The sequence below is a fragment of the Ideonella sp. WA131b genome (assembly GCA_023657425.1).
GTDB lineage: Bacteria > Pseudomonadota > Gammaproteobacteria > Burkholderiales > Burkholderiaceae_C > Rubrivivax.
This window is the reverse complement of the sequence record JAGTJW010000001.1, coordinates 821,793-847,523: the sequence shown is the minus strand read 5'-3', so window position 1 is coordinate 847,523 and position 25,731 is coordinate 821,793. Positions and strand designations below refer to the sequence as shown.

At 69.5% G+C, this 25,731-nt stretch carries 24 protein-coding genes; 14 read left to right on the top strand and 10 right to left on the bottom strand.

The window, feature by feature from the left end; all coding sequences use genetic code 11:
- The first annotated feature begins 255 nt into the window (after positions 1 to 255).
- Both KA711_03935 and KA711_03930 read left to right on the top strand, forming a co-directional pair.
- The gene (locus KA711_03935) at positions 256 to 546 is read left to right on the top strand and encodes a DUF4258 domain-containing protein (protein ID MCM0608130.1); all 291 of its coding nucleotides are present in this window, start codon (positions 256 to 258) and stop codon (positions 544 to 546) included.
- A gap of 2 nt (positions 547 to 548) precedes the next feature.
- Complete coding sequence (locus KA711_03930; protein MCM0608129.1) at positions 549 to 1,010, top strand: hypothetical protein; 462 nt, start codon at positions 549 to 551, stop codon at positions 1,008 to 1,010.
- 277 nt (positions 1,011 to 1,287) lie between these two features.
- Here KA711_03930 and KA711_03925 read toward each other — a convergent pair whose 3' ends face one another.
- The 4 genes from KA711_03925 to KA711_03910 form a co-directional block, all read right to left on the bottom strand.
- Positions 1,288 to 2,058, bottom strand: coding sequence for a hypothetical protein (locus tag KA711_03925; GenBank protein MCM0608128.1), 771 nt, complete (start codon positions 2,056 to 2,058; stop codon positions 1,288 to 1,290).
- 82 nt (positions 2,059 to 2,140) lie between these two features.
- Positions 2,141 to 4,033 (bottom strand): tyrosine-type recombinase/integrase, encoded by a 1,893-nt coding sequence (locus KA711_03920; protein MCM0608127.1) that lies wholly within the window; start codon positions 4,031 to 4,033, stop codon positions 2,141 to 2,143.
- The gene (locus KA711_03915) at positions 4,030 to 4,326 is read right to left on the bottom strand and encodes a tyrosine-type recombinase/integrase (protein MCM0608126.1); all 297 of its coding nucleotides are present in this window, start codon (positions 4,324 to 4,326) and stop codon (positions 4,030 to 4,032) included. The genes KA711_03920 and KA711_03915 overlap by 4 nt, the downstream gene beginning before the upstream one ends.
- A gap of 126 nt (positions 4,327 to 4,452) precedes the next feature.
- Positions 4,453 to 5,241 carry a hypothetical protein gene (locus KA711_03910; protein MCM0608125.1) on the bottom strand — a complete coding sequence of 263 codons (789 nt, stop codon included), beginning with the start codon at positions 5,239 to 5,241 and terminating at the stop codon, positions 4,453 to 4,455.
- Between the two features lie 735 nt (positions 5,242 to 5,976).
- On the opposite strand from KA711_03910, the gene KA711_03905 reads away from it, so the two are divergent.
- From KA711_03905 to istB, 3 genes are read left to right on the top strand one after another with little or no spacing between them, the layout of a single operon-like run.
- Positions 5,977 to 6,399, top strand: a complete 423-nt coding sequence (locus KA711_03905; protein MCM0608124.1) for a hypothetical protein — start codon at positions 5,977 to 5,979, stop codon at positions 6,397 to 6,399.
- Positions 6,392 to 7,852 carry an IS21 family transposase gene (gene istA, locus KA711_03900; GenBank protein ID MCM0608123.1) on the top strand — a complete coding sequence of 487 codons (1,461 nt, stop codon included), beginning with the start codon at positions 6,392 to 6,394 and terminating at the stop codon, positions 7,850 to 7,852. The genes KA711_03905 and istA overlap by 8 nt, the downstream gene beginning before the upstream one ends.
- A 13-nt stretch (positions 7,853 to 7,865) precedes the next feature.
- Positions 7,866 to 8,627, top strand: coding sequence for an IS21-like element helper ATPase IstB (gene istB / locus KA711_03895; protein ID MCM0608122.1), 762 nt, complete (start codon positions 7,866 to 7,868; stop codon positions 8,625 to 8,627).
- Positions 8,628 to 8,717: 90 nt separating this feature from the next.
- Here the strand turns inward: istB and KA711_03890 are convergent, their stop codons facing one another.
- The gene (locus tag KA711_03890) at positions 8,718 to 8,906 is read right to left on the bottom strand and encodes a LysR family transcriptional regulator (protein MCM0608121.1); all 189 of its coding nucleotides are present in this window, start codon (positions 8,904 to 8,906) and stop codon (positions 8,718 to 8,720) included.
- A 292-nt stretch (positions 8,907 to 9,198) separates the two neighbouring features.
- Here KA711_03890 and KA711_03885 point away from each other — a divergent pair, with 292 nt between their 5' ends.
- Positions 9,199 to 10,257, top strand: a complete 1,059-nt coding sequence (locus KA711_03885) for a hypothetical protein (GenBank protein MCM0608120.1) — start codon at positions 9,199 to 9,201, stop codon at positions 10,255 to 10,257.
- A 572-nt stretch (positions 10,258 to 10,829) separates the two neighbouring features.
- On the opposite strand, the gene KA711_03880 is transcribed toward KA711_03885, so the two are convergent.
- On the bottom strand, positions 10,830 to 11,090 hold the full coding sequence (locus tag KA711_03880) for a hypothetical protein (GenBank protein ID MCM0608119.1): 261 nt from the start codon (positions 11,088 to 11,090) through the stop codon (positions 10,830 to 10,832).
- 154 nt (positions 11,091 to 11,244) lie between these two features.
- Here KA711_03880 and KA711_03875 point away from each other — a divergent pair, with 154 nt between their 5' ends.
- The 8 genes from KA711_03875 to KA711_03840 all read left to right on the top strand — a co-directional run bounded on the left by KA711_03875 (position 11,245) and on the right by KA711_03840 (position 19,676).
- Positions 11,245 to 11,913 carry an arylesterase gene (locus KA711_03875; protein MCM0608118.1) on the top strand — a complete coding sequence of 223 codons (669 nt, stop codon included), beginning with the start codon at positions 11,245 to 11,247 and terminating at the stop codon, positions 11,911 to 11,913.
- A gap of 51 nt (positions 11,914 to 11,964) precedes the next feature.
- Positions 11,965 to 12,846 carry an ABC transporter permease gene (locus KA711_03870; protein MCM0608117.1) on the top strand — a complete coding sequence of 294 codons (882 nt, stop codon included), beginning with the start codon at positions 11,965 to 11,967 and terminating at the stop codon, positions 12,844 to 12,846.
- Between the two features lie 25 nt (positions 12,847 to 12,871).
- Positions 12,872 to 13,516 carry a DsbA family oxidoreductase gene (locus tag KA711_03865; GenBank protein ID MCM0608116.1) on the top strand — a complete coding sequence of 215 codons (645 nt, stop codon included), beginning with the start codon at positions 12,872 to 12,874 and terminating at the stop codon, positions 13,514 to 13,516.
- Positions 13,517 to 13,530: 14 nt separating this feature from the next.
- Positions 13,531 to 14,061: a class IV adenylate cyclase gene (locus KA711_03860; protein MCM0608115.1), complete on the top strand. Its 531-nt coding sequence runs from the start codon at positions 13,531 to 13,533 to the stop codon at positions 14,059 to 14,061.
- Between the two features lie 544 nt (positions 14,062 to 14,605).
- Positions 14,606 to 17,422: a TonB-dependent receptor gene (locus KA711_03855; GenBank protein ID MCM0608114.1), complete on the top strand. Its 2,817-nt coding sequence runs from the start codon at positions 14,606 to 14,608 to the stop codon at positions 17,420 to 17,422.
- A 107-nt stretch (positions 17,423 to 17,529) separates the two neighbouring features.
- Positions 17,530 to 19,068, top strand: a complete 1,539-nt coding sequence (locus KA711_03850; GenBank protein MCM0608113.1) for a tryptophan 7-halogenase — start codon at positions 17,530 to 17,532, stop codon at positions 19,066 to 19,068.
- A 42-nt stretch (positions 19,069 to 19,110) separates the two neighbouring features.
- The gene (locus tag KA711_03845) at positions 19,111 to 19,275 is read left to right on the top strand and encodes a hypothetical protein (GenBank protein ID MCM0608112.1); all 165 of its coding nucleotides are present in this window, start codon (positions 19,111 to 19,113) and stop codon (positions 19,273 to 19,275) included.
- A 20-nt stretch (positions 19,276 to 19,295) separates the two neighbouring features.
- A complete protein-coding gene (locus KA711_03840; protein MCM0608111.1) occupies positions 19,296 to 19,676 on the top strand; it encodes a hypothetical protein in 381 nt (126 codons plus the stop codon).
- A 7-nt stretch (positions 19,677 to 19,683) separates the two neighbouring features.
- On the opposite strand, the gene KA711_03835 is transcribed toward KA711_03840, so the two are convergent.
- The 4 genes from KA711_03835 to KA711_03820 form a co-directional block, all read right to left on the bottom strand.
- The gene (locus tag KA711_03835) at positions 19,684 to 21,057 is read right to left on the bottom strand and encodes an MATE family efflux transporter (GenBank protein MCM0608110.1); all 1,374 of its coding nucleotides are present in this window, start codon (positions 21,055 to 21,057) and stop codon (positions 19,684 to 19,686) included.
- Positions 21,058 to 21,086: 29 nt separating this feature from the next.
- Positions 21,087 to 22,067 (bottom strand): hypothetical protein, encoded by a 981-nt coding sequence (locus KA711_03830; GenBank protein ID MCM0608109.1) that lies wholly within the window; start codon positions 22,065 to 22,067, stop codon positions 21,087 to 21,089.
- A gap of 268 nt (positions 22,068 to 22,335) precedes the next feature.
- Positions 22,336 to 23,838: a DUF1501 domain-containing protein gene (locus KA711_03825; protein MCM0608108.1), complete on the bottom strand. Its 1,503-nt coding sequence runs from the start codon at positions 23,836 to 23,838 to the stop codon at positions 22,336 to 22,338.
- Positions 23,839 to 23,924: 86 nt separating this feature from the next.
- The gene (locus tag KA711_03820) at positions 23,925 to 25,679 is read right to left on the bottom strand and encodes a DUF1800 domain-containing protein (protein MCM0608107.1); all 1,755 of its coding nucleotides are present in this window, start codon (positions 25,677 to 25,679) and stop codon (positions 23,925 to 23,927) included.
- Between the last annotated feature and the right edge of the window lie 52 nt (positions 25,680 to 25,731).

The window sequence follows — 25,731 nt, the reverse complement described above, 5'->3', positions numbered from 1 at the left end:
CGAGCGGACCAGTGCGCGAGCAGTCCGTTCAGCGCTCCGGCGTCTGCGCCGTCAGACTTTGTCGCCATGTGCCTGTGGCGGGTGGTTAGGCAACAGGAGAGACCTGACCCCAAGTTCCGCTCCGGCAACAGGCGAGACCTGACCCTGGCTCGGGCACGCCCGAGGACGTGGCGGCGCGGGACGCGATGCTGTAGCGCATCGCCGCGGGGTCACCTATACTTTTTATAGGTTATGGCTTCGATGCACAGCCTCTCGATGGCGCAGTTGCAGGCGCTGATCCGGAAGCGCAGCCTTGATGCGGCCAGCGTCTTCGTGACCGTGCACTGCCGGCTGCGAATGAAGCAGCGGCATATCGGCATGGCATTGGTGCTCGAGGTCTTGCGGAATGGGCGTTTGCGCAGGCCGGCCGAGCCGGATGCTCGGCTCGGTACCTTGGTGTGCCGCATGGAGCACTACGTGGCCGGGCGCGAGCTGGCGGCTGTGGCCGCGGTGAGCGACGAACACCCCGGGGTCGTTGTGGTCACGGTGATCGACCTGAAGGAGTGACGATGTTGAAATTCGATGACGGAGGACTGCGGAACGTCTGGCTGGCCAACGGTTACGAGACGCGAAAGACCCCCTACGGTGATGCCACGGCGATCCACGACCTCGATGGCCTGATCTACTCCATTTGCGCGACGCTGGTACGCAAACCGGGCCATCTGACCGGCGCCGAGTTCCGCTACCTGCGCCAGCATCTGCTGCTGTCGCAGGCCTCGCTGGGAAGATTGCTGGGCGTGTCGGAGCAGAGCGTGGCGCTATGGGAAAAGCGCAGCCGCATCCCGCTGCTGGCCGACAAGCACCTGCGGCTGCTGTGGAGCGAGCGGCACGACGGCAACGAGACCATCGCGCGCGTGATGCAGCGCGTGAACGACGTGGAGCGGCTCATCCACCAGCGGCTGGTGCTGAAGACCACGCCTCGGCGGGGGTGGCAGGCAAAGGCCGAACCCACCGAAGAGGCCGAGGCCTGAGCGCGGCTCAACGCCGCCCCCGGTTCAGCGACTGCGGCAGGCCCACACGATCGCTGGCGTGACCATGACACAGTGGGCGCGACACAGCGGCCTGTCGTTGTCGCATGTGAGCCGCCTGATCGCCAAGGCTCAGAGAGGGTTGAGGAAGGAAGAGAGATGGGAGACTTGACCCCACAGATCTTTGACCCCACAGATTTGTGACCCCACAGATTCTGACCCCACAGATTCGAGTCGTCCGCCAGGGTGATGAGGAAACTCGTGTCGACCAGGAACGCGCTCAAGCTTCGTTGCCCCGGAGGTCTTCCACCCAGTCGGCGGCGCTGGGCACATCGGCCCAGGCCTGCCGGCCCCGGGCCAGCATGCGCGCGACCGCCTGCTTGTCGACCCGGTTGTCCTGGGGCTCGAAGCCCAGCAGCTGCGCGTTGCGATGCTCGCGGGTCTGCACGTTGTAGTCCGCGACGATGCGCACCAGCGCCTGCTTGAACAGGCGGTTCTTCGGGTCTTTGCTCAGAGCATCGCGGGCCGCGCTCACCAGCATGGTCGAACCATCGGCCAGGCGCAGGTGGGCGTTCACGTTGTTCAGGCCGCCGAGTTCAAAGACCTCGCCCTGCACGTAGCGTTCGACACGCACCCATTGGTCGGCGTCGTCGGTGTGGAAGTCGCTGTCGGCGCTGATCACCACCGAGCGGGGCAGCCACGCTGCAGTGACCTCATAGCGCACCTGCCGCGTCGACCGGGCGGCACGCTGCCAGCGTTCCACCACCGCGCTGCGCTTGCCGTTCATGCCGTTGATCAAGGACGAGCTCGCCAGCAGGCGCAGGTCCTGCACCAGCCCGGGGTTGGCGGTGGGCTGGGTCTCGATCGCCAGCGAGCCATCGACCACGGCGACTTCCAGCTCGCGGGCCGGCAGATCACCGGCATCACCGCGCAGAAGTTCGTCGACGTCTTTGGCGAAGGCGCGCAGCACGGCCAGCGGCACGCGTGCCGGCGACACGGCGTAGCCGGCAGACTCGTCGTGCAAGGCGATGCGGATGCGCTGCGCTTCCATGGGTGTGATTGTTCGCGATTGCGGGAAAACCCGCTTCCGGGTTATCGCGGCCTGCGGCGTCGTGCGCGACGGACCGTGCCACTCACTGCTCGGCCGGCGCGGCCAGCTCGGTGAGGTGCTGGTACAGGCTGAACAGGAACGCCACGCGCTCGGCGTCGCCCGCGAGCTTGGGTTTGGTCTTCATGCCAGGCGGCAACTCGGCCAGGTAGACGGCATCGACGGCGCGGTCCAGCTCGCGGTGGGCCTTCACCAGCGCGGGTGGCATGGTGTCTGGGTCGTACAAGGCGGCCAAGGTCTGGCCGGCCTGCGCCAAGCGCGCGTCGAGCACGGCTTGTGCGGTCTGGGCCAAAGCCCGGTCGTGCTTGTCGCTCCGCAGCAGGGGCCAGGGGTAGTTGTTGTAGACGAAGCCGGCGCTGTAGCGGTAGCGGCTCTCCAAGCGACCACAGGTGCAACGCACCCAGGCGTTGTGCATCGTCGAGCACAGGATGCCGAAGTCGAAGAGGCTCAAGGGGCTTGAGTCGGGAGCCAGGTTGGCCTCCGTGTACTGATGCGTCGTCGTCGGGCTCTCGTGACCAAGCCACAGGGCAATGCCATCGATCGGCTCGCCCGACTGCAGCAGATGCATGGCCGTCGTGTGGCGGATGGTGTGCGGGCAGATGTGCCGGTCACGCAGGCTGGGCACCTTCGGAGTCGCCGCCACCACTGCCAGCGCCAGGCGCTGCGCGACGTTGTTCCTTGTCATCGTGTGCCCATCCCGGTTGGGCAGCAGCGTCGAGGCTGGCAGCAGGTCCGGGTTGAACCTCAACCATGATCGAACTGCCTTCACCGTCGAGCGCCACAGCGGCATCGTCCGTTGCTTGCGCCCCTTGCCATGCAGGTGCACGCAGGCCGCACCTTCCAGCACGACATCGGCCAGCCGCACGCCGATGATCTCCGACACCCTGGCACCGGTGTTGTAGAGCATGTGCAGCAGCAGATGGTCGCGCTGGCTGGTCCAGCTTGAACCCGGCTTGCCGATGATCGCCAGCATCTCCTCGCGCGACAGGAAGCCGAGCATCGGCCGCTCGTAGCGCTTCATCGGCACGCCCAGGGCCTGTTCGACGATGTGCAGCGCGTTGACGTCGCGGTGCCCGGCGAACTTCAGGAACGCGCGCATCGCCGCCAGCCGGGCATTGCGGGTGCGCACCGTGTTGCCGCGGTCTTGTTCCAAGTGGTCGAGGAACGGCATGCCATGGCTGCCTCGATCGACCCATCCCAGTTGGCGGCGCAGATCACCGAAGACGCGGTGGACCTGGCGATCCCCGACGGGCTGCCCCAGCAACTGCCCGCGGCTGGCAACGAAGAACGGCCGCTCAGGCGTTGTGCTCACATGGCGCGCGCGTTGATCTCGGTAGCGCTCCAATGCGTGGACGGCACTCGGATGCAGCGGCACCAAGCGTGTCTTGCCGAACTTGCTCTGCCGGACCGTCAGCAAGCCGACGCGCAGGTCGACATCGGCATCGAGCAGGCCCAGCGCCTCGGAGATGCGCAGCCCTGTGCAGGCGACCAACCCGAGCAGCGTCTCCATCACCGCCGGGCGCAGTCCACCCTGGGGCCCGAGCTGCCTGGCCGCGGCCAGCCACTCGACGATCTCGGGTTCACGGTAGACGTGCGGCGTCATCCGCCCTGGCAATCGACCGAAGACGGCTTCGTCGGGCACCTCGGTGGCAGGGTCGAACTGGCGCAACCAAGCCGTGAACGGCCGCAGCATCTTCAGCCGACGCGCCAAGGTGGCGCGGTCGCCGTGGCCGGCCTTGGCCTGGCGCGCCCAGTCCGCCATCAGATCGACGGTGAGCGGTCCGGCATGGCCGGCGTTGGCCACATAGCGCGCGAAGCTCGCCAGTCGGTGCGCCATGTTGTCGAGCTTGAAGCCCAGCAGGCGTCGCTCGGCCAGGTACTGCTCGACCCTGGCCTGCAGGCTGACACGGGCGCTCATGTCGCGCTCCCGGGCCACGGCAGCGCGACGCGAGACAGCGCGCCATGGTCAACCTTGGCGTAGATCATCGAGGTGTTCAACGACCGGTGCCGCAGCACGTCGGCCACCTCCTTGATCGAGCCGCCCTGGTTGACGATCCGACAGGCGACGGTGTGGCGCAGCGCATGGCCGCGGCCATCCTGGATGCCTACGCGCCGGAAGGCATCGCGGACGATGCGTCGGATGGCGTCCACGCCGATGGGTTCGTCATGCGGCGCCAGGCGACGCACGAAAACGGCTGTGTCGCTGGTCAGCGGTCGTTCGACGCCGCGACCGAACCCGAGCCGTCATTTGTTCCACTGACGGGAACGACACAAAGCAGCCATTCGGGTTTGGTCGGACGCATGCCAGCAACATGCCTCCCTTCGTGCTGCGCGAGGCTACGAGCGGGTACTTCGGGGACCGGCCGACACGCGTCGCTTCCACCATTCGGGCCGCTCCGAAGGCCGTACGGTCGGCAGACCTCCGGGAAGCCGCTCGCGGGCCAGCTCTGCGGTGTACTCCGCCGCGAAGTCGATCCAGGCGCGGACGCGGGGCTGGCGCGTCAGCGAACGTTTGGCGACCAGGCTGATGGGCGGCGCATGCAGGCCGGTCCAGTCCAACAGCACCGGTTGCAAGCCGCCTTCAGTGAGTTCGCGACGTATCGACAGATCGTTGACCCGCGCCACCACCTGTCCAGCCAGAAGCGGTCCATCGAGCACTCTGCGGCTGTCGCTGACGAGCCAACCTTCCACGTCCACCGCCTGCTTCTGGCCGTCGCGCTCGAACAGCCAGCGCCTGAGCACCTCGCCAGAAGGGGTGCGGTAAAGCGCGCAGCCATGACGGGCCAGATCCGATGGCAGCTTCGGCTGACCTTGGCGAGACCAGTAAGCCGGAGTGGCGACGATCAGCCAGCGAGTCTCTGTCAACGTACGCAGCACCGCATCCTGGTGCGGCGGCCAGCCCGACTGCATCAGCAGGTCCGTGCCGAGGCGTGCAAGGTCTCGCACCGAGCCAGCCTCCAGTACCTGCACCTCGATGTCGGGAAAGCGCACGTGGAACGCCGCCAACAGGTCGGGCATCAGGTACTCTCGCACCATATTGTCGGCCGCTAACGAGATGGTGCCTTGGGGCGCGCTGCTCTGGTCGTGCAGGCTCGCGTCGAGTTCGCGCAGCTCGGACAGCAGCACGCGCGCACGGTCAACGTAGGCCGCGGCGTAGGGGTTCGGTCGCAAGGGCTGCCCAGAGTGTGGGCGCCGGCTTGAATTTGTCTTCTTTCAGCCGGTCTGAACGTGCGTGTTCTTGCTGATCCGTCTTCTTCGGATCACCGTCTCTGACGGTCTTCTTCAGCTCCGTTCTCCTTCTTCTTCAGACTCTGCGCCGACGAGTGTTCGCTCGAGGTGGTTGTCGCGCTCGACGGGTTCGTTGGGGAGCGACGATGGCCAAGGCGGGACAGCGCAAGTGCATGTCGTGCGGGGAGTTTTTCCTCCCCGACCATCGCAGCGGTGAACGTCAGCGCTACTGCTGCGCCGTCGATTGCCGGCGCGCGAGCAAGGCAGCCAGCCAGGCCGCCTGGTTGTCCAAGCCATCCAACCGCGACTACTTCAGCGGCCCCGTGCACGTCGCCCGCGTCCAGGCTTGGCGCGCCGCGCATCCCGGCTACAGCTGCGACCGGGTGCGCCCGCCGCGGGCGTTACAAGATCTCTTGCCGCTGCAAGTGCCTGATTCGATTGAGGAATCGGCCAATCGTGTCGAGGCTCCCGGGGCGCCCCCGACCGTGGCGTTACAAGATCTCTTGATCGCCGAATCGCCTTTGCTGGCGGGGCTTGTGGCCCATCTGTTCCAGCCGGCGCTACAAGATGACATGGCCAGCACCACCCGGCGCCTCGTACAACTTGGGCGCGACGTGATCAACGGGAGGTGCGGTGAAGGCCATCAAGCAGCTACTTCGGCCCGAGCGGCTGCGCCAGGTCCCCGAGCAGTTCAGCTGGGTTGACCAGGCGCTCGTGCAGCAGCACTTCATCGACCGCTGTGAGGCCCGCTCGGCGGCGCTGTACCTGTTCCTGGTCACGGTGTCCGATGCCCAGGGCCTGAGCTACTACGGCTCGGCCACGCTCGCCCGGCGGCTGCACCTGAGTGACGAGCAGTTCGCCGCGGCACGCCAGCAGCTCATCGAGCTGGATCTCATCGCCTATCGCTCGCCGCTGTACCAGGTGCTGGCCCTGCCGGGGACCGTGGCGGCGCAGCGCCCGGCGCCGCGTCCACCGGGCGTTGCCGGGGCCAACACCGGCGGCCAGCCCGTGAGCCTGGCCGCGCTGCTGCAGCAGGCTCGAGCGCGCCGTGGTTGACTACGAGACCTACTGCCGCATCCGTGACCACCTGGTGCGCCAGCAACTCACGGTGGCGCAGACCGCGCGAGCGCTGGGCCTGGATGTACGCACCGTCGCCCGGTGGGCGCAGGCCGAACAGTTCCGAGCGCGCAAGGCCGTGCTGCGCGCCAGCAAGCTCGACGCCTTCAAGGGCCAGATCGTGCGCTGGCTCGACGCCCACCCGTACAGCGCCCAGCAGATCTACCAGCGGCTGCTCGAGGCCGGCTACGGCGGCGGCATCACCATCGTCAAGGACTACGTGCACCGCATCCGCCCGCGACAGCGGCCGGCCTTCCTCAAGCTGGACTTCGAGCCGGGCGAGTGCGCGCAGCTCGACTGGGGTGAGTTCGGCACCGTCGCCGTGGGCAACACGCGCCGGCGCCTGAGCTTCTTCGTGATGGTGCTGTGCTACAGCCGGCGCATGTACCTGGAGTTCACCGTGTCGCAGGAGATGGAGTTCTTCCTGGCCTGCCACGAGAACGCCTTCGCCGCCTTCGGTTCAGTGCCCGCGCGGCTGATGGTCGACAACCTGAAGTCCGCCGTGCTCAAGCGCCTGGTCGGTGAGGCGCCGGTGTTCAACCCCAAGTACCTCGACTTCTCGCGCCATTGGGGCTTCCAGATCACCCCCTGCAACGTGGCTTCGGGTTGGGAGAAGGGACGCGTGGAGAACGGCGTGGGTTACGTGAAGAAGAACTTCCTGGCCGGCCAGGAGTTCATCGACTTCAGCGCCGTGCAGCCCGCCGCGCAGCTGTGGGTGGACACGGTGGCCGACGTGCGCGTGCACGGCGCCACCCAGCGCCGACCCGTGGACATGTTCGAGGAAGAGCGCGCCCGCCTCAAGCGGCTCAACCCCGTCGGGTTCGACCTCGCACGCGTGCGCACGGCAAGCGTCAACAAGCAGTTCCGCGTCGCGCTGGACTCCAACACCTACTCCGTGCCCTCGCGCCATGTGGGTCAACGCCTGACCCTGAAGGCCTGGGCCGACCGCTTGTGCATCTATGCCCACGACCAACTCGTCGCGCTCCACGCGCGAAGCATGCAGCGCAACAAGGACTTCGAGCTTGCCGAGCACGCCCAGCAACTCGCCCAGCAGCGCAAGAGCGCCCGCGAGCAACGCCTGCTGGTGCAGTTCCTGGCCCTGTCGCCGCGCGCCCAAGCCTACCGCGAGGGCCTGGAGGCCCGGCGTGTGAACGCCCGGGTGCACCTGCGCCAGATCCTCGCCCTGGCCGAGATGCACGGCCGCGAGGCCGTCGAGCGCGCCATCGACGACGGTCTGGAGCTGCAGGCCTTCAGCGCCGAGTACATCGCCCACATCCTGGCCGCGCGCCGGCGCATCGGGGCCGAGCCCGCCGCCCTGCAGCTCACCCGCAGTGCCGACCTGCTCGACATCGAGATCCCCGCGCCCGACCTGTCCATCTACGACCGTGAGTGAAGGAGCGACAACCATGCGAGCACGCCACGCCCACCCCGATGCCCTGTCCGCGCAGGCCAAGCTCACCGCGCTGAACCTGCCGTTCATGCGCGAGAACTACCAGCCACTGGCCAAGGCCGCCGCCGACAAGCAGTGGTCGCACTTGGCCTACTTCGCCGAGCTGCTCAACGGCGAGGCCGCCCAGCGCGAGGACCGACGCGTGCAGCGCTGCATCCGCCAGGCCCGCTTCCCCGTGCTCAAGACCATCGACAAGTTCGACTGGAACTGGCCCACCAAGATCAACCGGCCGCAGATACAGAACCTGTTCCACCTGGACTTCGTGGCCCGGCACGCCAACGTGGTGTTCATCTCCGGCGTCGGCCTGGGCAAGAGCCACTTGATGACGGCCCTGGGCTATGCAGCGTGCCAGCGCGGGCACTCGGTGCTGTTCACCGGCGCCATCGACATCATCAACACGCTGGCCACCGCGCAGGCCGCCGGCGGCCTCAAGCGGGCGCTGGCAGCCTACGTCAAGCCCGAGGTGCTGTGCATCGACGAGCTGGGCTACCTGCCCATCGACAAGTTCGGCGCCGACTGCCTGTTCCAGATCATCAGCCACCGCTACGAGCGCGGCACCACGCTGTTGACAACGAATCGCCCGTACAAGCAATGGGCCGGGATCTTCAACAACGACGCGACCCTGGCCTCGGCACTCCTGGACAGGCTGCTGCACCACGTCGAGACCGTCGTGATCGAAGGCAAGAGCTACCGCGGCCAGTCACACGCCGAGATCTGAAGCACGCCGGCATCCACTGCGTGCCGCGTCAGCGCCGGCATCACGCCACTCCCTCCGCGATCCCCTCAGCATTTCGAAACCGGCCAGAACTCAACACGTTCGCACCGGCGCCCACACAGAGCGATCAATCAGTGAGACGCCCAGCTCGGCCTCCAGGGCCTGCACTAGGCGGTGGACCGAAGGTGTCGCCACCCCGAGGCGACGGGCCGCGGCGCTGAAGCTGCCGCTGTCGACCGCCGCCACCAGGTACTCAAGACCGCGCAGCTTGTGGATGCCCATCGCGCACTTTCACGCCTTCAGCAAATTGCTGAAGTTAGGTTAACAGAAGTAAGCATTGCCATTCATGGCCACAGCCCGCGGCATTGGCCAACCCGAATTCACGACTCACACCATGCGTTCCGTTCCCCATGCCCGACGTCGTCTCTCCCAGTCAGTTCGATGGGGTCTCACGCTTACTCTGTTGGCAACGTCGATTGCAGCGGCCTCATTCCCGACTCAGCCCGTGCGCGTGCTCATTGGCGCGCCACCGGGCTCTTCTCCAGACGTCGTGACGCGGTTGCTGAGCGAAGCTATGGCCTCCTCGCTGGGGCAGCCGGTGGTGGTTGAGAACCGCCCTGGCGCGGGCGGCACGATCGCCACCGCAGCCGTGGCCGCCGCGGCGGCCGATGGACACACGCTCAACGTCAGCGGTTGCTCGGGTGATTCCATCACCCACGCCTTCGTCAGCCAGGGTCGGACACCGCTGGCGCTCTTCAAGGACCTCACGCCGGTAGGGCGGCTGCTGCTGGACCACTGGCTCGTGCTGGTGCCCTCCAGCAGCGACGTGGCGTCGCTTTCGGACCTCGCAGGCAAGGCGAAGGCCGCCGCCGAGCCCGTGGCCTACCCCTCGCCGGGCGAGGGCAGCACGCCGCATCTGCAGGCCGAGCGGCTGGCTCGTGCACTGGGCTTCAAGTCCCTACACGTTCCATACAAGGACAGCCCCATCAACGATCTCGTCGGCGGCCGGCTGGCGTACGCGGTCCTGCCGTCGGCTGCGGCCGTCCCCTTGGTCAAGAGCGGGCGCCTCAAGGCGCTGGCAGTGTTGTCGGCGGAACGCCTAGGGGCGTGGGCGGCAGAAATCCAGCCCCGCGTTGGGCCGACTTCGGGGCCCAGGCCAGGCGCCGCGCGCAGCCCGGGCTGTGCGCCCGGGCCAGCGTGGCAACGCCGCATGGGCCCCGAAATCGGCCCAACCCGAAGGGCCGGGGCGGCCAAAGCCGCTGGCGGGTGTTGCGCCGCTGGCGCGGGCGTCAAGCCCGCGCTGCGCGACGCGTCTACGCCAGTGGCTTTGGCCGCCCCGGCGCGGGGCTGGATTTCTGCCGCCCACGCTCCTAGCGAATACGGGCCACCCCGCTTCGGCGTGTTGCGCCCTGCGGATGTGCGAGCAGGGCCCGGCGCTGTTCGGCAAAGACTGGGACTGCGCGCCGCACGAAGCCGAGGACTGGGCGCGCGCTGCAGGCGTCCCACGGTCGCAAATGGCGCTCAACCAACCTGTCACGCAGACCTCTTCCCGACGCCATCGCGGGCGCTGAGGCCCTCGATTCTGCGGCGCGCAGCGCCGGCCTCCGCTTCACTGACAGCCTTGATCGCCTGAGCTGACGTTGAGGTTGGGGTCGACGAGCGTCTGGTCCTGGCCGACTGCCGGTGGCCACGAACGGCTGCTCCATAGATGCGGAACGTGAAGGGGCCGGGTCGGTCATCCGACAGCTTCGGATCGCGTCGATCGGCTGGTAAGGGTCTTGACCAGCAGGTGGTGCCCGCAGAGAGCGGACGTGGCGCTGAGTTCGCGTCTGCGGGCCGGGCCATCGAAGGCAGAGGCCGGGAATCGGTGCCCAGGGTGGCCTGTGCAGGAACTTCTGCGCGATTGCGCGCCAGTCTCGACAACGGCTGCAGCCTTCTTGAACCTCCTGCTGCGCGTAGCGTGGAGCTTTACAGGTAAACGAGTTGCCATCCTGTCTCAGCAATTGCTGCGCCCAACGACACGCTGCGGCGTGCAGCCCGCGATGAAGTGGAACAGGATGACCCCTTGAGGCAGCTCACTCAGCGTGAAGCGGTGGCCTTGTCGTCTTCGAGGTCGTGCAGCTCGAATCGCCAGAAGTCCGACACCAGCACCCAGCGCGGCAGGTCGTCGTCACTGATGCCCGGGAAGTAGTCCAGTGCCTGCTGTTAGGCCCTCGCCAGGTCTTTGCCGCGGCTCTTCTTCTCGATGAGCAAGGTGCCCTTCCAGAGGAGATCGACATAGCCGCCACGGCCGTCCAACTTCTTGACGCGCTTTTCGAAGCTCGCCACCTTGCGGCGGCGAACGCCGAACACCCCAAAGAACGCATCCAAGAAGCTCTTGGCGTCGGCGTCTTCGTCCTTGGTGTGCTGCCATTCGTGCGCAAAAGCCGTGGCGCGATCGCGGATTTCGTTCCAACTGAGTGGCATCGCCTATCTCCCGGCTGCGATTCCAACACACACGCGCTTGCGGCCGAGCTGTTGCGCGCGCCGCCTACGATCCATGCTTGAACGCCCGACAATCGACTTCATGCGGCCAACCGTTCCAGCCAAGCCGTCGCCATGTGCAGAGGACGGAGAAGGCATGCTCTTGCACCGCAGGCATTTCTTGGACGGTGCGGTCCGTTGGGTTGTCTCAGCAGCGCTCGCGGCGTCGTTCAGCGCCTGCAGCAAGCAGCCCGCCGCCGCGCGCGGCACCCCCGTGCCCCCCGGCGCCACCGTGCTGGCCCTGGGCGACTCCATCACCTTCGGCACTGGCGCCCCGCCCGAGGCCGCCTACCCCGCGGTGCTGGCCGGCCTCACGGGCTGGGCGGTGGTGAATGCCGGCGTGCCGGGCCACACCTCGGCACAGGCGCTGCAGCGGCTGCCCGCGCTGCTGGCCGAGCACCGGCCGGCGCTGGTGATCGTCTCCATCGGCGGCAACGATCTGCTCCGCCGTGGCGACGAGGGTGCGCTGCGCGACAACCTGCGCCGCACACTCGCCGCCGTGCGCGGGGCCGGCGCGCAGGCGCTGCTGGTGGCCGTGCCGCAGCCCACGCTGGCCGCGCACCTGACGGGCTCGCTCGACGACCACCCGCTGTACGCCGACATCGCCACCGAAGCCGGCGTGCCGCTGCACCCCCAGGGCTGGAGCACCGTGCTGGCCGACAAGCGCCTGAAGAGCGACGCCATCCACGGCAACGCCGCCGGCTACGAGGCCTTTGCGCGCGGGCTTCTGGGCACGCTGCAGGCCGCCGGGCTGCTGTCGCGCTGAAGCGGTGGCGCGAACCCGGCCCATCCGGCCGCGCTGCCTACACTCGCGGCCATGCCATCGGCCGTGATCGACGCCACCCCGCCGCCCCGCGGCTTCTGGGCCCGCGCCTGGCGCCACAAGAGCTTCGCCGTCGGCGCCGTGCTCAGCGGGGCGCTGGTGTTGGTGGCCCTGCTGTCGCTGCTGTGGGCGCCCCACCCGGTGGCCGAGATCGACATCCCCAACAAGCTGGCCCCGCCCTCGGCTGCGCACCCGCTGGGCACCGACAGCCTGGGCCGCGACATCGTGAGCCAGCTCATGGTGGGAGCGCAGAACAGCCTCGTCGTCGGCGTGGTGGCCGTGGGCATCGGCCTCGTGATCGGCGTGGCGCTGGGCTGCGCCGCCGCCGCCGCGCAGGCGGCAGGCCGCAACGGCTTCGACGAGCTGGTGATGCGCGCCAGCGACTTCACCTTCGCCTTCCCGGCGCTGCTCACGGCCATCATGCTGACGGCCATCTACGGGCCGGGCCTCTTGATGAGCATCGTGGCCATCGGCATCTTCAACATCCCGGTGTTCGCGCGCATTGCGCGCGGCAGCGCGCAGGCCATCTGGACGCGCGAGTACGTGACGGCCGCACGCGCCGCCGGCCTGGGCCCCCTGGCCATCACGCGCGACCACGTGCTGCCCAACATCGGCGGCGTGCTCATCGTGCAGGCCACGATCAGCTTTGCCACCGCCATCCTGGCCGAGGCGGCGCTGAGCTTCCTGGGCCTGGGCACGCAGCCGCCGCAGCCCAGCTGGGGCCGCATGCTGGCCGAGGCGCAGACGCAGATGTTCCAGGCGCCGCTGCTGGCGGTGTGGCCGGGCGCGGCCATCATGCTCAGCGTGCTGGGCCTCAACCTGATGGGCGACGGGCTGCGCGATCTGCTCGATCCGCGCCTGTCGCGCAGCCGCTGACACCCCTCGCCACCGCCGCCACCCCATGCGCATCGACTTCATCTCCGACGTGGCCTGCCCCTGGTGCGCCATCGGCCTGGCCAGTCTGGAGCAGGCACTGGCCGCCCTAGGCCCCGAGGCCGAGGCCATCGAGCTGCACTTCCAGCCCTTCGAGCTGAACCCGCAGATGCCGCCCGAGGGCGCCGATGCGGCGGCCTACCTCAAGGCCAAGTACGGCCTGGGCGATGCGCAGCTGGCGGCCAACCGCGAGAACATCCGCGCGCGCGGCGCGGCCCTGGGCTTTGCGTTCGGCGAGCGCGCCCACGTGTGGAACACCTTCGACGCCCACCGGCTGCTGCACTGGGCCGGCCTGCAGGGCCCGGCGCCGCAGCGCGCGATGAAGCGCGCGCTGCTGCAGGCGTACCACGGCGAAGGCCGCAACCCCGCCGCGCGAGAGGTGCTGCTCGAGGCCGCCGGTGCCGCGGGCCTGGATGCCACCGAGGCCGCCGCCGTCATCGACGACCGCGACTGCTTCGCGCCCGAGGTGCGCGAGGCCGAATCCGATTGGCAGGCCGCCGGCATCCGCAGCGTGCCCTCGGTGGTGCTGGACCGCCGCTTCCTCATCCAGGGCGGCCAGCCGCCTGAGGTGTTCGAGGACGCGCTGCGCCGCCGCCTGGCCGCCGCCGACTGAAGGCCTGCGACGCCATGCCGCGCAACATCGAGATCAAGGCCCGCGTGGCCGACCCGGCCGCGTTGCGCCAGCGGGCGCTGGCCCTGGCCACGGCGCCCGAGCAGCGGCTCGGGCAGGACGACAGCTTCTTTGTGCTGCCGGCCGGCCGCGGGCGGCTGAAGCTGCGGCAGTTTGCCGACGGCAGCGCCGAGCTCATCCACTACCAGCGCAGCGACGACACGGCGGCCAAGGGCAGCGACTACGTGCGCGTGCCGCTGGCCGACGGCGCGGCCTGCCGCGAGGCGCTGGCGCGCGGCCTCGGCCTGCTCGGGCGCGTGCGCAAGCAGCGCAGCGTGCTGATGGCCGGGCGCACGCGCATCCACCTCGATGCGGTGGAGGGCCTGGGCGACTTCATGGAGCTCGAGGTCGTGCTGCGCGAGGGCGAGCCCGATGCCGACGGCGTGGCCGAGGCCGAGGCCCTGATGCAGGCGCTGGGCCTGGCCCAGGCGCCGCGCGTGGCCGGCGCCTACCTCGACCTGCTGGCCGCCGCGCCGCCCCGGGCCTGATCGCGCGCAGCGGCGTCGGGCCACCGGCTTGTCGGTGGCCAGGTCGCCAAGCCCGCCCAGCTGGACGCTGGCCGCCTGCAGCGGCTGGGTGTCGTCGGCGTGCCAGCGGTAGCCAGGGCGATGCTCGCCCGCGTCCTGGTCGCTGTGGGCCGGGTCGCCGTCGGCCCATCGGACGGCCATCACGAAGCACAGGATCTGGTCGCGCCAGTCGGGCGAGGGCCGGTGCAGCCACAGCGGCGCGCCCCGACAAACTTCTGTAGTTTGGCTACAAGTTGACAGGACATGGCTTGGACAATCCCCAATTCGGTGCGTGTCTTCGGCGCTGAAGGCCGCGTCGTTCTGGGTAAATCGCCGATCAAGCGCACCATGGGGCCGGGCCGTGCGCACCGATCTAGGGTTTCCGCAGGGGTACGGATGATCTAGTTTTGATACAAAGTTCGGGTCCGCAAGCGTGTTCCCGTTCCGGCGGCAGCGGACGGCAGCCCCCTCCCAGCCCGGGTGGCCGGCCCGCACCCCACCTCCAAGAAGCTCTCAGGAGACACCCATGAAGAAGTCCCTCTCCGCCCGCACCCCGGCCGTGCTGTGGCGAGCCACCCCCGTGGCCGCTGCCGTGGCCGCCGTGCTGGCCAGCGGTGGTGCCGCACAGGCGCAGCAGGCTGCGCCGGCCGCCACCGAGACGCCCGCGGTGGTCACCGTCACCGGCATTCGCCGCGGCATTGAGAGTGCGATCAACGTCAAGAAGAACGCCGACCAGATCGTCGAGGCGATCTCGGCCGAGGACTTGGGCAAGCTGCCTGACATCTCGATCGCCGAAAGCGTCTCGCGCCTGCCGGGTGTCTCGGCGCAGCGCACGGCCGGACGCGCCAGCCAGATCAGCATCCGCGGCACGCCGCCTGACTTCGCCACCAGTCTGCTGAACGGCCGTGAACAGGCCAGCACCGGCGACAGCCGCAGCGTCGAGTTCGACCAGTACCCGGCCGAGTTGCTCGGTGGCGTCAAGATCTACAAGACGCCGGAAGGCGCCCTCGTCGGGCAGGGCCTGTCGGGCACGGTCGACATGCAGACGGTGCGGCCGCTCGACTTTGCCAATCGCCAGGTGGCGCTGTCATACCGCAAGAACAAACTCAACGTCGGCGGCGCCGGCACCGAAGGCGACGGCGACCGTTTCGCCATCAGCTACGTCGACCAGTTCCTGGACCGCAAGCTCGGTGTGGCCATCGGCTTCGCGCGGCTCGACGAGCAGGGCGGCTCCACGGCACGCTTCGACAGCTGGGGCGGTGGCAAGGCACGCCTCAACGGCAACCCGGCCAACCCCGAGCTCAACGTTCCGTACAACGGCTTCGGCATCTTCGCCGACCAGGAAAACCGCAAGCGCGACGGCGTCGCCGCCACGCTGCAGTACCGCCCATCGAAGGATTTCAACACCACGCTGGACGTCTTCCACAGCACCTTCGACAAGGTCAAGACGACGACCGGCTTCCAGGCGCCGCTGAACGACTCCTGGAACGGCACCTTCAACTACGACGTCGCGGGCGTGCTGACCGAAGCCACGACCAGCGGCAGTGACGTCACGACCGGCGTCTTCAACAACGTGCGCGCCGTCGTGCGCAACGACAGCGAGAGCACGAAGGACGAGAACCTGTCCATCGGCTGGAACACGCAGTTCAAGGTGGGCGGCTTCACGGCGATCGCCGACCTCAGCCACAGCAAGGCCGAGCGGCGCGGCGGCATCATCGAGACCACCGCCGGCACGGCGCAGAGCACGCTGGGCACGGCGCAGCTGGATACGGTCCGCTTCACGAACACCGCCAGATTCACGCCCGGGCTCAACTACGCCGACCGCAGCATCATCCGGCTGACCGATGTGCAGGGTTGGGGGGGTGGCACCGCGCAGCCGCAGGCCGGGTACAGCAAGCTGCCCAAGGTCGAGGACGTGATCAACGGCCTCAGGCTGGCCTTGAAGACCGACGTCAGCTGGGGCCCGCTGGTCTCGGTGGAAGGTGGCGTGCATGCATCCAAGCGCGAGAAGGAGCGTTCGTTCACCGAAGGCCGCCTGGTGATCCTGGGTGACACCACCGGCTTGGGCTCGGCCTCGGTGCCGGGCAGCGCCACCACCGCGATCCCCATGCCGGGCGGCGGCACCATCAGCGTGGCGTCGTTCGACTCGTCGGAGTCGGTCGGCTCGATTTACCGCGTCGAGCGCAAGCTCAACGCCGACATCTTCAACAAGGACTGGTTTGTCGAAGAGAAGGTCAATACCTTCTACGCCAAGGGCGACATCGACAGCCAGCTGTTCGGTGCCGGCCTGCGCGGCAACGTCGGCCTGCAGTTCGTGCAGACCGACCAGAGCTCGCGCGCCTTCAACGTCGACCGCCGCACCTGCACCTCGGACTTTGTGTGCCCGGCACCGGAGTTCACCGAGGGCACCACCTACACCGATGTGCTGCCGAGCTTGAACCTGAACTGGGACCTCGGCAACGCAGGCATCGTGCGCCTGGGCCTGGCCCAGGTGATGGCGCGGCCCAAGGTCGACGACATGCGCGCCAGCCGCACCTTCGACTTCAACGCCAACGAGAACCGCTTCACCGGTAGCGGCGGCAACCCGAAGCTCGAGCCATTCCGCGCCAACCAGATCGACCTGTCGTACGAGAAGTACTTCGGCAGCAAGGCCTACATTGGCATCGCCGGCTTCTACAAGGACCTGAAGACCTTCATCGTCAGCGTCACCGACCGCAACTACGACTTCCGGCGCTTCCTGCCGCCGGGCGCTGTGATCCCGCCGGCGCCCCCGGGCGTGACCGACATCCTGATCGGCAGCTTCACGCAGCCGGTCAACGGTTCGGGCGGCCGTATCTCGGGCATCGAGCTGTCCGCGAACTTCCCGCTGAACATGGTGAGCAGCGCGCTCGACGGTTTCGGGTTCTTCGTCAACCACTCTGACACCTCCAGCAGCATCAACATCCCCACCCAGGGGGTGTCGGTGGACTCAGTGGCCACGCCGAACATTCCGCTGCCGGGCCTGTCGGAGCGGGTGACGAACTACGCGGTCTACTTCGAGAAGTGGGGCTTCTCGGCCCGCGTGGCCGCGCGCAAGCGCTCGGACTTCGTCGGCGAGGTGGCCGACTTCGCGGGCGACCGCCGCCTGACCTACATCAAGGGCGAGACGATCACCGACGTCCAGGTCGGCTACGAGTTCCAGAGCGGCGCCCTGAAGGGCCTGTCGATCCGCGGCGAGATGAGCAATGCCGACAACACGCCCTTCATCCGCTACCGCGGCGGCGACCCGAACGTGCTGTCCAACCAGGTCGAGAACAAGAGGGACGGCAAGTACTACCAGGTCGGCCTGAACTACAAGTTCTGATCGACCGCACCGCCGCGCGCTGACGCGCGGAAGCCCCCGAAGGCCCCTGCCACCCGCGTGGCCGGGGCCTTCTTCCAACAGGGTCTGGCGTCTAGCATCGCAGCACCATGCAAGACACCCTCATCAAGGACGTCGTCATCGTCGGCGGTGGCACCGCCGGCTGGATGACCGCGGCCGCGCTGGCCAAGGTGCTGCGCATCGGCGAGGCTGCGCACCGCGTCCGCATCCGCCTCGTGGAGAGCGACGAGATCGGCATCGTGGGCGTCGGCGAGGCCACCATCCCGATGATCCAGCGCTTCAACGCCGTGCTGGGCATTGACGAAGACGAGTTCCTGCGCGAGACGCAGGGCAGCTTCAAGCTCGGCATCGAGTTCGTCGACTGGGGCCGCCTGGGCGAGGTCTACATGCACGGCTTCGGCCGCATCGGGCAGGACCTCTGGACGGTGGGCTTCGACCAGTACTGGAACCGCCTGCGCGCCGCCGGCCGTGCCAGTGAGCTGGAGCGTTACTCGATCACCCGCGCCGCGGCCAAGGCGAACAAGTTCATGCGCGCCGACGCCAGCCTGGGCAACTCGCCGCTGGCCGAGATCGCGCACGCTTTTCACTTCGACGCCTCGCTGTACGCACGGCACCTGCGCAAGCTGGCCGAGGGCTGGGGTGTGCAGCGCATCGAGGGCAAGATCGTCGAGGTCGCGCAGACGCAGGCGGCCGGCCGCGAAGGCCACGTCTCGGCCGTCACGCTCGACAACGGTCAGCGCGTCGAGGGCGAGCTGTTCATCGACTGTTCGGGTTTTCGCGGCCTGCTGATCGAGCAGACGCTGAAGACCGGCTACGAGGACTGGACGCACTGGCTGCCCTGCGACCGCGCCGTGGCCGTGCCTTGCGCGTCGGTGCACCCGATCACGCCCTACACCCGCGCCACCGCGCGCACGGCGGGCTGGCAGTGGCGCATCCCGCTGCAGCACCGCATCGGCAACGGCCATGTCTACTGCAGCCGCTTCATCAGCGACGACGAGGCCACCGCGCTGCTGATGGCCCACCTGCCCGGCGAAGCGCTGGCCGCGCCCCGGCCGCTGCGCTTCACGACTGGCATGCGGCGCCTGGGCTGGAACGCCAACGTCGTGGCCGTGGGCCTGAGCTCGGGCTTCATGGAGCCGCTGGAGAGCACCAGCATCCACTTGATCCAGGCCAGCATCGCGCGGCTGATCAGCTTCTGGCCCGACGGCGCCTTCGTGCAGGCCGACATCGACGAGTTCAACCGCCAGAACCGGATGGAGTTCGAGACTATCCGCGACTTCCTGATCCTGCACTACCACCTCACCGAGCGCGACGACACGCCGTTCTGGCGCCACGTGCGCACGATGGACGTGCCGGCCTCGCTCACGCGGCGCATGAACCTCTACCGCAGCCGCGGCCGCATCTTCCGCGAGGCCGGCGAACTGTTCGCCGAGGTCGCCTGGCTGCAGGTCTTCGAGGGCCAGGGCCTCAAGCCGGCGCAGGCGCACCCGCTGGCGGCGCTCATCGACGAGGACGAGACGGCCGCGTACCTGGCCAGCGTCGAGGGCGTCATCGCCCAGTGTGTGGAGCTGATGCCCACGCACGAGGACTACATCGCTCGGCACTGCAAGGCGGCGCCGCTGCGTTGAGCGGGGCGGCTTCATCGTGACGAGGCTTTGCGGAGCAAAGGCATGGACATGAGCCGGTGGGTGGGCTGGGTGGCCGTACTGATGCTGCCGGTGTGGAACGCGCAGGCGCAGGCGCCGGTGCCGGTGCCAGCCGAGGCGTTCTTCGCCGACTCGCCGGTGGCCGATGTCAAGCTCGCGCCGTCGGGGCGCTCGGTGGCGATGTCGTAGGCTCCGACGGCACCTTCTACGTGGCCGCGCCCGATGCCCGGCGCACCCAGGTGCTGCACAGGCTGGACCCGCGCACCGGGCGGCTCTCCGACAAGCCGCTGCTGGCCGTGGCTGGTTTCGAGCTGGTGCCCGAGTTCGTGGCCAACGATGAGTGGGTGCTGGGCATCCGCCTCCAGGGCGACGGCGAGGTCACGCGGTTGCGGGACGAGGGCATGAAGGCGCTGCAGGCCGAGGTGGACCGGCGGCTGCCGGGCGCCGTCAACCGCATCAGGCCGCCGCGCCGTGCTGCTGGCCTGGGGTGCGCAGGATCGGCGCGTGCCGCCCATGACAAGCCGGCGAACCGCATCGACTTCTGGACCCGTGTGGAGAAGTTCCTGGTCCGCAGCATTCCGCCGCGCTGACGCCCACTCAGCGCCCCAACCGCCTCCGACTCCCCCGCGCCATCGGCACCCACTGCAGCCGCACCCAGCGCCGCCACATCAGCAGCCCGCGCAGCCACTCGTCGGCCGCGTAGGCGATCCACACGCCCACCAGGCCCCAGCCGAGCACGTGGCCGAGCAGCCAGCTGCCGCCGGCCAGCACCACGGCCATGCTGACGGCGCCCACCTGCACCGGGTAGCGTGCGTCGCCCGCAGCGCGCAGCGCGTTGATGACGACGAGGTTCAAGGTGCGGCCGGGCTCCAGCAGCACGGTCCACCACAGCAGCGTCACCGCCGCTGCAGCGATGGCGGCGTCCTGCGTGAACAGCGGCATCAGCCACGGCCCCAGCAGTGCCGCCGCCGTGGCCACCGCCACGCTCACCGCCAGGCCGCGCGCCAGCGCGCGCTTGACCAGCGCGTGCGCCTCGTGCAGCCGGCCGGCGCCCACCCGGTGGCCCACGATCACCTCCACCGACAGCCCCGTGGCCAGCCCGAACAGCAGCACCACCATGATCACCTGCTGCGCGTAGGCGTGCGTGGCCAGCGCCGCCGCGCCCATCTGCCCCACCACCGCCACGCTCACCAGGAAGGCCAGCCGGTAGGCCGCGTTCTCGGCCGCGCCGGGCAGGCCGATGCGCGCCACCGCGCGCAGCTCGGGCGCCCGCCAGCGCCACCCGTCGGCCGGCTGCGGCACCAGGCCCAGCCGCGCCCGCCACAAGGCCAGCAGCAGCCCGATCGCCAGCAGGCGCGACAGCAGCACCGCCAGCGCAAAGCCCGGCAGGCCCAGCGCCCAGTCGTCGGGCCACGGGCCCCAGCCCAGCATCAGCGGCCCCATCAGCAGCAGCTGCAGCCCCTGCATCGCGGTCATCACGGCCAGCGTGTCGCGCGCGCGCAGGTGGCTGCGCAGCACGGTGGTGAGGCTGGCGCACCAGGCGTCGAGCACCAGCACCGGCGCCAGCGCCACCAAGAGCGTCGTGGCCAGCGGCAGCACCTCCGGCGGCGCGTTCATCAGCCGCATCAAGGGCGCGGCGGCCAGCGCTGCGGGCAGGGCCACCGCCAGGCCGATCCAGGTGCTGGCGCCGAGCAGCGCACGCGCCACGGCGTCGGCTTCGTCGCGGCGGCCGGCGCCCAGCGCCTGCGTCAGCACCACGCCGGCCCCGGCGCCCACGATGCGGAACAGCAGGAACAGGGTGCCGAACACGTGGTGCGCCAGCGCGAAGCCGGCGCCGTGCGCATCGGACAGGCGCGCCGCCAGCACCGTGCCCACGATGCCCGCCAGCAAGGCCAGCAGCAGCTCCAGCAGCAGCGGCGCCGCCAGGGCCGCGAGCCGGGGAGAGGAGTGCGAGCGTGCAGACGGGCTCATCCGCTGCAGGGCCGCAGACCGCGGTGCCATCAGGCGCCCAGCAGGTGGCGCAGCGGGATCTCCAGGCGCCGGGCCCAGGCCCGCTCGTTGTGGCCCTCGCCCTCGAACACGCGGGTCACGAAGTGCGGCGGCCCGAAGCCCCGCTCGCGCATCAGCGCGTCGACCTGCGCCTGCGCCTCGTCGTACAGCGCGTCGAGCTCGGCGGTGCCGCGGTCCATGTAGAGGCGGTGTTCCCCGGGTGCCGGCAGCCGGCGCCGCAGATAGGCGCGGCCGGCGGCCGGGATCTCGGCGTTGCGCTCGAAGCCGCCGATCCAGTGCGTGGACAGGCAGGCCGCGCCGCCGAACACCTGCGGGTACTCGCACAGCGCGTACAGCGAGATCAGCCCGCCCATGCTGCTGCCGGCCACGGCGGTGTGCTCGCGGCCGGGTCGCGTGCGGTAGCGCGCGTCGATGGCGGGCTTGAGCTCGGTGACAAGAAATCGCAGGTAGGCGTCGGCCAGGGGCGGCCGGCTGGCGTAGCCGCGCGCCATCAGCACCTGCCGCGCCGCTCCTTCGGGCACGTGCTCGATGAAGCCCTGCGGGAAGTACTCGGCAAAGCGCGTCGGGCCGGTGTTCCACACGCCGACGACGATCGTGTCGCGCAGCGCCCCGGCGTCGATGAGCCGCTGCACCGTCGGCGCCACCTCCCAGGCCTGCCGGTTCCAGGTGGTGTGGGCGTCGAACAGCATCTGGCCGTCGTGCATGTACAGCACGGCGTGCGGCCGGGTGCCGTCGTAGCCGCGCGGCAGCCAGACGTCCACGGGGCGCGGTGCGACGTGGCGCGAGGCCAGGCCGGGCAGCCGCTCGACGCGGCCCACGGGCACGCTCGGCAGCGCGGGTGGCGGGGCGGGCTGCGATGAGGGCTGCGATGAGGGCTGCGACGTGGGCGTGGCGCAGCCCGCGGCCAAGCCCCACGCCGGCAGCGTGCCGGCGGCCAGCAGGCGGCGGCGCATCGGGTCGTGCAGGTTCATCGGGGGGTCTCCTTGCGTGAAGGCGGGCCGTGCAGGCCGGGCCGATGACCGGATTCTTGCGGGTGTCGACCGCTGCGCCTTCGGGCGCGCCGGGGCAGCACGGGCGCGCGCCGTCGCGCTGCGCGGCGTTCAGACGGTGGGCCTGGCCGGGGCGGGGCCTGGCGGCAGGCGTCCGGGCGCCGCACCTCAACCGGGTGTTCCGGGTGCCGCTCGGCCAGAAGCCGCGGGCGTGCCGATCCGCCCGCGCGGCGCGCGGCCGAGGCCGCCGTCAGGTGTTGAACAGGCCCAGGTCGCGCGCCGACACGTTCCAGTTCGCGAGGTTCGGGAAGATGTCCTGCACGCCGCTTTCCGACACGCCCATCCAGCGCGCCAGCGTGGCGCCGAGCTGGTCGACGCTGGTCCTGGGCAGCAGGTTGCCGTTGGCCAGCTGGTCGGGGCTGCCGTCGAAGTTGCTGTTGTTGGCGTTCTTGGTGGCCAGCACGGGGAACTGGCCGAACAGCCTGCCGCCCCGAACCGCGCCGCCCATCACGAACTGGTGCGAGCCCCAGCCGTGGTCGGTGCCGTCGCCGTTGCTGGTGAAGGTGCGCCCGAAGTCGCTGGCCGTGAAAGTGGTGACGCCGCCCTGCGCCCCGAGGCTGCCGAGCACGCTGTCGAAGTAGACCATCGCGTGCGCCAGCCTGGCCAAGAGGTCGGTGTGGTCGCGGTTCTGGAAGTCGTGGGTGTCGAAGCCACCCAGGCTGACGAAGAACACCTGGCGCCGCACCCCCGTTGCGCCGCGGCGGCTGGCGTCGATCATGCGTGCCACCACCTGGAACTGCTGCGCCAGGTTGTTGACGCCGACCGCGCCGGTGACCGGGTTGGTGTAGCGCAGCAGCGGGTCGTTGGCGGCGTTGTAGGTGCCGCTGGTGACGGGTGTGCCGAACGGGGCTGCGTCCTGCGCAGCCAGAGAGTTGCGCAACAGCAGCTCGGCCTCGATGGCGCGCTTGGCCACGACCGAGAGGTCGGCCTCCAACACGTGGCCGCCCCGGCTGCGCGAGACGATGCGCTCCAGCGCCGTGGTCACCGCGGTGGAGCCGTAGACACGACCGGCCGAGTCGGCCGCCACCCGCGTCGGCCCATTGGTGCCTATCTGGTACTGGCGCACCACCTGGCCGGACAGGAACACGCCGTTGCCTGCGGCAGAGACGGTGGTGAAGGCCGCGGTGGTGTTGCCGCTGGCGAGCAGGTCGCCGATGCGCCCGCCCCAGCCGATGATCGCTCCCTCCGGGCTCAGGGCCTGCCAGGTGTTCTGCTGGTCGTTGTGCGACAACAGCCGGGCCGGCTTGGGGTGCGCGACCTGCGAGAACTGCGCCTTGCTCGTGGGCAGGATCAGCGGCCCGATGTTGGGCAGAACGGCCAGCCGGCGCTGGGTGTCGAACAGCGGCACCAGCGCGCCCATCGACGGGTGCAGCGCAAAGCTGCGGCCCTGGGCATCGATCGGCTTGATCGGCAGCACGCCACCCAGCCGGGCCGGCGATCCCGCCGCCGCACTGGTGACCGGTGCCGTGCCCGGCGCCAGCAGCGCGATCGAGTCGGGCGCCTGGTTGCGCGTGCTGGTGTAGGCGGCAAAGCTGCTGCTGTCGGTGGGCAGCACCATGTTGAAGCTGTCGTTGCCGCCGAACAGGAACACGCAGACGATGGCGCGGTAGTCGGTGGCGCTCTGCGCAGCGGCGTGGCTGGCGGCCAGAAGGTTCAAGGCCAGCGGCGCGCCCGCACCGGCCAGCACGCCCATCGCCCCGGCCTGGCGCAGGAACACGCGGCGGCCGCCGCGCTGCGCGGCGTCGAGCACGGGAACTGAACGGTAGCGGCTGTCGGCACTCATCGCTGCACCTGGAATTCGGCGCTGACCAGCGTCAGCAAGAGGGCGGTGTTGACGCGGTTGCGCAGCGCCGTGGCCGTGCTGCCGCTGGTGGGCAGCGCGATCGAGCCGACCGCGGCGACGATGTCGTTGCGCAGCTCATCGGACACCGTGACGTGCGGCAACAGCCTCAAGAACGCGCGATCGACCAGGGCCGCCGGGACGTTGGCCAGCGCGATCTCGGCGCTGAAGTCGGCCTGGATGTCGCGGCGCGTGACGCCGTTCAGGGTGTTGCTGCTGCCGACACCCGCCGAAACGGCATCGCGCATGTAGTTGACGTAGCCGGCGGCACTGGTTTCGTAGGCGATCTGCAGCTCCGGCGCCGCCAGCCCGCGCGCGGCGCTGCTGGTGCCGGGTGCCATGTAACCCGGGCGGTAGAAATTGAACACCGACGGCGCACGCATCGGCGTCTGGCCCAGCGCGGTGGCCGCATTGTCGGTGTTGCCCACGCGCCACCAGCCGGTGTCGCTTTGGAAGCCGAGCGCACGCATCGCGGCCGCCAGCCGCAGCACCGGTTCGCGCAGCTTGCCGCTGGTGTCGGTGGCCGGCCCGCGGGCCTCGGGGTGCAGCAGGATGGCGCGCACCACGGCGCGCAGGTCGCCGCGCACGCCCTGGCCGTTGTTGGCCCACACCCGTGCAATGTCGCGCACATAGGTGGGGCTGGGGTTGCTCGTCACCAGGCGCTGAATCAGCTGACGGCCGATGAACGGGCCGACGTTCGGGTGGTTGGCCAGGGTGTCCAGCGCGACGCGCAGGCTGCTGTGCGGGTCGGGCGTGGTCTGGGCCGGGATCACGGCGCTCAGGAAGCGCTTCTCCTCGATGCTGTGGAACTGCTGAAAGGCCTGCATCGGCTTGATGCCACGGTCGGGGTCCGACACACCGTCGACGATGCCGACGATGAAGCAGGTGTTGTCGGTGCCGTTGGGGCAGGACCAGCTCCAACCGGTGAACACGCGGGCGATGCCGCTGATGTCGGCGTTGCTGTAGGTGTCCGTGGGGCTGCCGCCGGTCAGGCGCGGTGTGCCGTCCTCGTTAAGCTCCACGAGGCCGATGGAGAACAGCTGCGTCACCTCGCGCGCGTAGTTCTCGTCGGGCACACGGCCGGTGTTCGGGTTGGCCTTCTGGTTGCGCAGGTGCGACAGGTACAGGCCCATCATCGGGTGGCGCGACACGCTTTCCAGCAGCTGCCGATAGTTGCCCAGGCCCTGTTCGCCGAGCATGTCGAGCCAGGCGGCCACGGCACGCGGGTTTCCACCCACGTTGCTGTCGGCCAAGGAGATGACGAAGATCTGCGACAGCGCCCAGACCACCCGCTGGCGCAGCTGGTCCTCGCCAGTGACGGCCTGCTTCCAGAAACTTTCGTACACCTGGTCCTGGCCCGCCGTGCTCCCGGGCGTGGCGGCCCGGATGGCGGCGTCGCGCACCTCCCAGTACGCGCGGTGCGAGGTGGCCGGCAGCGCAAGCTGGGCGTCGATCCAGCCGGCGTAGCCAAGGTTCACGACGCGCGTGATCTCGGCCTCGGTGGGGCCCATGCTGGCTTGGGTGAGGAAGCGCGCCGCCTGTGCCCGCGTGACGGACGGCGCGACCACCGGAGGCGGCTGCAGCGGCTTGGCAGGCGGAGGGCTGCCAGGGTCGGTCTGGTTGGCCACGCCGCCGCTGCCGCAGGCGGAGACCGTCAGTGCGGCAAGCAGGGCCAGCACGTGCCTGCGGGGCATGGCAAGCAAGGTGAGGCGCACGATCAACATCTCCCGGGACAAGCCGCGCGGC